We start from the raw sequence: 6,296 nt of genomic DNA, 5'->3' as shown, positions 1-6,296 counted from the left end.
ACATGTTTCATTACAATCAGGACATTTTATTTGTCGCATAAACTCTTCCTCCATATTTGTTTATATATAGGAAGATATAACCTCATTTTAGTCAGTAATTACAAGGGTTAATTGATGTTTCCACCCACACTTTTTGTCCACCCTCAAACTTCTCCCAAAAAAGATTAAACCCTTATAACACTAGTAAATATCTAGTGTTATAAGGGTTTTTACACACACTTTTTGTCCTATAAGCCTCGCTTTTGTATTATTGGTATTGCTCAATATGTTCTTCTCTAATTCTTTGTAGTGTTTCTAAGAACTCATCTGTGCTTTCAGCACTATCTAAGAGATCTTTTAATTGATAAGAGTCATCCAATGTAACACTCCATTGGAAGGAGTCGTTATCATCGTATACATTGAATACGATTGGTGTCTCTAAGTCCTCTGGCATATGACCGTCGTCGTCGGACACAGTTGCATAGGTGCCATCTTCTAAAAGTTCAGTAAATAATGTGTCATACCCATCGATGTCGATAAGTTCAAAGTTAATACTTTCATAAAAGTCTAAAAGCATATCCGTCGCCATGTGGACCTCCTCATGAATATATATGTTACGTTTATTCTACTGAGGGCGAATGTTACTGTCAATGGTAATGTGTAGTATAATAAGTAACAGAATTACAAAATAGGAGAATAACATGAACGTTATTAGTTTACAAAATATAGAGAAATCTTATGGCACAAGGCTGCTTTTTAAAGAGGTAAATATTACATTTACCACTGAAAAAAGGCTGGGCCTCGTGGGCATCAATGGCACAGGGAAATCTACGTTCTTAAAAATATTGGCGGGCCAAATGGAGGCTGACAAGGGCACCATTGAGCGCAATGGCAAGGCAAGTATCCATTATTTAGCGCAGACCCCTGACTTTGATGCGGAATCCACCTTGCTAGAGGCCGTTCTAGATGGAGATCATCCTCGATTGCAAATGGTAAAAGCCTTTGAAACCATCAGTCGCGAATACCGTCAAATGCAAGAAACTGGTGGAGATGATGCTAAATTGTCTAGGAACTATATGAATGCTTTAGAACAAATGGATCACCGAGATGGTTGGCAAGTAGAGCAGGAGGCTCGTATTATTTTGTCTAAACTGGGTTTTCCCGATGTAGAACAAAAGGTAGCCTTATTATCTGGTGGTCAAAAGCGTCGGTTAGCGCTTGGTCAAGCTTTGCTATATCCGTGTGATTTATTATTACTAGACGAACCAACAAACCATTTAGACGAAGATAGTATAGACTGGCTTGAATCTTATTTAAGTGCTCGTCAAGGGGGTCTCTTAATCAGTACCCATGATAGATATTTCCTTGATTCTGTATGTAATGGTATTTTGGAACTGTCTAATCGTCGTATGTATCAATACGATGGGAACTATGAAGAGTTCATTGCGTTGAAAGCCGACAGAGAAGCTCGTGAGGCTGCTACGGAAGAGAAGCGTCATCAGTTTTTAAAACGAGAAATTGAATGGGTTCGCCGCGGTGCCTTGGCGCGAACTACAAAACAAAAGGCTCGTTTAGACCGCTATGAAAAACTAAAGAATATGGAGAAAACGCGTCGTCCTGATCAAATGGATCCTATTGCTTTAAAGACGCGTTTAGGAAAAACCATCTTTGATATTGAGCATTTAGAATTTTACTTTGATGAACGACCTATGATTAAGGACTTTACTTATCATGTGGTGCGCCATGACCGTATCGGCATTGTAGGGCCAAATGGTGTAGGAAAGTCTACCTTTATGAATATCCTTGATGGTACCTATGAGCCTACAAGTGGTACTATCGGTAAGGGTGAGACAGTTCGTATTGCTCACTTCAAACAAGAACTGCCAGAGTTCGATGAAGATATGCGTGTTCTTGATTATATTCGTGAGGACCATTCCTACATGGTGCTCGGTGATGGCTCTACATTGAGTGCTGGGCAAATCCTAGAGCGATTCCTCTTTACACCTGAACTTCACGGTGTGCCGATTCGAAAGCTTTCTGGTGGTGAACGTCGTCGCTTATATCTTTTAAAATTACTGATGAGCGCGCCTAATGTATTATTGCTTGATGAACCGACCAATGATCTTGATATCCCTACATTAGAGGTATTAGAGGATTTTCTTGATTCCTTTAGTGGTGTCATCGTTACCGTATGTCATGATCGGTATTTCCTTGACCGCGTAGTAGACAAACTATTTGTATTTACCGGTGATGGTCACATTGAAATCATTCATGGTTCCTATTCTGATTATAAGGATGCTCTTGATGAAAGTAGTGGTGGAAAGCGCCCGTTTTATATGACAAATAGTAGTACTGCTGCTAGTGCCAAAACTGTAAAATCTGTAGAAGCTGACGATGCTGATAATGATGATTCCATTCTTAATCAAGCTAATCTTTCTAATACTTCTGGCGATAATAGTGGTATAATTAGTGGTGAAGTAGATACTTTCAAAGAATCCCCTAAGAAAGGCCTCAATAAAGCGGAAGAGGCGGAGTATGCGAGTATTATGGATGAGTTGCCAAAACTCGAGCATTTAGTTAAGGGCCTAGATGTGATGATAAGCCAAGTCGCTACTGATTATGAAAAAATGCAAGCCTTGATGGCTGAGCGAGAAGAGACTCAATCCCAAATAGATGCGCTTACCGAACGGTGGATGGAATTGGAAGAACGCCTATAAATTCATGTATCATGCGATTTACTAATACCTGCTATGCAAAGGAATTACAAGTAGTTTTATTGATAAAATATACAATGTATAGTATAATTTCTTCAATTAACGATAACAACGTTACCTAAGTAGGAGGAAACTCATGAGTAAGTATGAATTCTTAGACCGTCGCGTGCCAATTGAAGACGGAAATATTGCATTAGTTCAAGATTTGTCTAAATGTAAAAATTGCTCCTTATGTCGTAAAGCTTGTGCTGTAGATATGGGGGTATTTGATTATTATGATTTAACAACTAATGGGGATCATCCAATTTGTATTCATTGTGGTCAATGTGCATCTATTTGTCCATTCGACTCCATCAATGAACGCTCTGAAATTGATGAAGTAAAAGCAGCTATTGCTGATCCTAATAAAATCGTCGTTTTCCAAACTGCACCTGCTGTACGTGTTGGCTTAGGTGAAGAGTTCGGTCTTGATGCGGGTACATTCGTAGAAGGTAAAATGGTAGCGGCTCTTCGTAAATTGGGTGGCGACTATATTTTAGATACAAACTTTGGTGCTGACATGACTATCATGGAGGAAGCATCTGAATTGTTGGAACGCGTTATCAATAGTGATGCGGTATTGCCTCAATTCACATCTTGCTGTCCTGCTTGGGTTAAATTTGCTGAAACATTCTATCCAGAATTCTTGCCAAACTTGTCTACAGCTAAAAGTCCAATTGCAATGCAAGCGCCTACGCAAAAAACATATTTTGCTGAAAAAATGGGCCTTGATGCAAAACAAATCGTTGCTGTTGCAGTAACACCTTGTACAGCTAAGAAATTCGAAATCCGTCGCGATGAAATGAACTCCTCTGCAGAATACTGGGATGTATCAGAAATGCGCGATACAGATTACTGTATTACTACACGTGAACTTGCAAAATGGTTACGTGCAGAAGAAATCAACTTTGATGAATTAGAAGATTCTGCATTTGATCCGTTGATGGGTGAAGCATCTGGTGGTGGTATCATATTCGGTAATACTGGTGGTGTTATGGAAGCGGCTATGCGTGCGGCTTACAAATTAGCAACTGGTGAAGATGCACCTCAAACATTGATTCCATTCGAAGCCATTCGTGGTATGGATGGTGCTCGTGAAGCTGATGTAGTAATTGGGGATAAAACATTGCACGTAGCAGCAGTACATGGTACTGGCAACTTACGTAAGTTTATCGAACGCATGCGTGCAGAAAATATCCATTATGATTTCATCGAAGTAATGGCTTGCCGTGGCGGCTGTATCGGTGGTGGTGGTCAACCACGCGTTAAATTACCGATGGCTGATAAAGCTCGTGAAGCTCGTATTGCGTCCTTGTATACTCGCGATGCAGAGGTACAAGTGAAAGCAGCTTGTGATAATCCAGATATCCAAAAATTATATGCTGAGTTCTTCGATGGCAAACCTATGAGCCATAAAGCACATCACATGTTACATACTACATTTGTGAGCCGTGCAGAAGACTTAGGTCCTAATGGTGCTTGTACGCCTGCTACATGTCCAACATCTGTTCCTAATTTGAAAAAGGCAGCAGAAGCGGCTAAAGCAGCAGCGGAAGCGAATTAATAAATTGTGAAGCAGATAGTTGATGATTTAGTCAGCTATCTGCTTTTTTTTTGAAACATATTTTTGAAACATATCTTGGAAATATATTTTATGATGATATTTTATGGCGTACCTATAGATAATAAAACTTTCACATAGTTGAACAACACATATGCTATATACGCATAGAGGTTAAAATATAGAGATTGGTAAATTTGTTTAGGATTTACAGTTAGTGTGCTATAATTAAGATATTATTATAGAAGCAATCAATACTGTTTCAGGAGGATCTTCATGGCTTTTAAATTAAAAGGAAAAGAAGAAAAATTTTTCAGTATTTTAGAAAATCATGCTGCTCTTACATATGAAAGCGCAGAGATGATGGAACGTGTGTTTAAAGGCGAAATCTCTAAAGAAGAGGCTTTTCTTGAAATTGATACAAAGGAAAAAGCTGCCGATGAATTAGTAACCGAAACTGTAGAACGTTTGCGTAAAACATTCATCACTCCAATGGATCGTGAAGATATTCAGCTTCTAATCGACCAATTGGATACTACATTGGATAATATTAAAGAAATTATGGACAAAATGGTTATGTACCACGTTGGTAAGCCAAGTGATGGTGCTATCCGTATGAGTGAAATCGTTGTAAAATGCGTTAAGCATATTAATAAATCTATTGGTTATATGGGTAGCCTTAAAAAGGACCATGTGAAGGTAGAAGGCCGTGTACACCAAGTATTGAAACTTGAGTCTGAAGCGGATAACATTTACCACGAAGAAATGGCTAAACTCTTTACTGAGTGTACAGATCCTATTGAAATTATCAAATGGAAGGAAATCCTTAGTGCCATGGAGGATGTAATCGATGGTTGCGAAGATTTGGTTGGTACATTCCGCCGGGTAGTATTGAAGTATGCTTGATGCTCAATATTTAGTATGGCTAGTTGTATTTCTAGCATTAGCCTTTGACTATATCAATGGCTTCCACGATACAGCGAATGCCATTGCTACATCCGTATCCACCCGTGCTATTGAACCTAAAAAGGCAATTATGATGACTGCAGCGCTCAATTTCTTGGGGGCCATGGTTAGTACAGGCGTAGCAAAGACAATCGGTGGTGACATCGTAATGTCTGCGTCTCTCATTAATAGTGCGATTATCTCAGCAGCTCTTATTGGTGCTATCACATGGAATTTGCTTACATGGTATTGGGGGATTCCTAGTTCCTCATCTCATGCTCTTATCGGTGGTATCATTGGTGCTGTAGGTTGGTCCGTAGGGTTCGATGCTTTAAATGAGGCAGGGATTATAAAGATTTTCTTATCCCTTATTTTATCTCCAATTGTAGCCATGATTGGTGGCTATATTGTGATGAAAGTATTGTTGCTTATCTTTGGTAGATTTTCTCCAATCGTATTGAATGATAGATTTAGATCCATGCAAATTGTATCTGCTATCATGATGGCCTTTTCTCATGGTTCTAATGATGCGCAAAAGGCGATGGGGATTATTACCTTAACATTACTTAGTGGTGGCTTTATCGATACATTAGAGGTACCATTATGGGTTAAACTTTGTTGTGCTACGGCTATGGCCATGGGTACAGCAGTAGGCGGTTGGAAAATCATCTCTACTATGGGGACTAAGATTTTCAAATTGGAAACTATCAATGGTTTCGCTGCTGACTTAAACTCTGCCATCACTATTTTTACAGCTACATTCTTACATTTACCTGTAAGTACTACACACGTTGTAAGTGGTTCCTTGCTAGGCGTTGGTTCATCTAAACGTTTGAAAGCTGTTAACTGGGGCGTAGCAAGATCTATGGTATTGGCGTGGTTTGTAACAATTCCATTATCTGGTATTGTAGCAGCTATTGCGTATGAAGTAGGTCACTTACTATTTGGTTAATACATAACTACATAACTATATAACAAAAAAAAGACTGCGAAAGCAGTCTTTTTTTCTTGTAGGACCTAAATTATACTTTGGAAAAGTACTTTTAATAGTATGTTGT

The 6,296-nt window shown here is 39.0% G+C and carries 5 protein-coding genes; 4 read left to right on the top strand and 1 reads right to left on the bottom strand.

Annotation, left to right across the window (positions count from 1 at the left end):
• Window positions 1-247: 247 nt before the first annotated feature.
• Entirely contained in the window at window positions 248-568 is a 321-nt protein-coding gene (locus tag VRHSUH09_RS09490) for a hypothetical protein (RefSeq protein ID WP_054748625.1), read from the bottom strand.
• A 112-nt stretch (window positions 569-680) separates the two neighbouring features.
• Between VRHSUH09_RS09490 and VRHSUH09_RS09485 the strand changes: the two genes are divergently transcribed.
• The 4 genes from VRHSUH09_RS09485 to VRHSUH09_RS09470 all read left to right on the top strand — a co-directional run bounded on the left by VRHSUH09_RS09485 (window position 681) and on the right by VRHSUH09_RS09470 (window position 6,190).
• Complete coding sequence (locus tag VRHSUH09_RS09485) at window positions 681-2,696, top strand: ABC-F family ATP-binding cassette domain-containing protein (RefSeq protein WP_105082032.1); 2,016 nt, start codon at window positions 681-683, stop codon at window positions 2,694-2,696.
• Window positions 2,697-2,829: 133 nt separating this feature from the next.
• Entirely contained in the window at window positions 2,830-4,296 is a 1,467-nt protein-coding gene (locus VRHSUH09_RS09480; RefSeq protein ID WP_105082031.1) for a [FeFe] hydrogenase, group A, read from the top strand.
• A 273-nt stretch (window positions 4,297-4,569) separates the two neighbouring features.
• The gene (locus VRHSUH09_RS09475; RefSeq protein WP_009351206.1) at window positions 4,570-5,199 is read left to right on the top strand and encodes a DUF47 domain-containing protein; all 630 of its coding nucleotides are present in this window, start codon (window positions 4,570-4,572) and stop codon (window positions 5,197-5,199) included.
• Window positions 5,192-6,190 carry an inorganic phosphate transporter gene (locus VRHSUH09_RS09470; protein WP_105082030.1) on the top strand — a complete coding sequence of 333 codons (999 nt, stop codon included), beginning with the start codon at window positions 5,192-5,194 and terminating at the stop codon, window positions 6,188-6,190. Before VRHSUH09_RS09475 ends, VRHSUH09_RS09470 begins: the two co-directional genes overlap by 8 nt.
• Window positions 6,191-6,296: the final 106 nt, after the last annotated feature.

This window comes from Veillonella rogosae JCM 15642 (assembly GCF_002959775.1).
Classification (GTDB): domain Bacteria; phylum Bacillota; class Negativicutes; order Veillonellales; family Veillonellaceae; genus Veillonella; species Veillonella rogosae.
The sequence above is the reverse complement of the archived record's forward strand: the minus strand, read 5'-3'. Positions and strand labels throughout refer to the sequence as shown.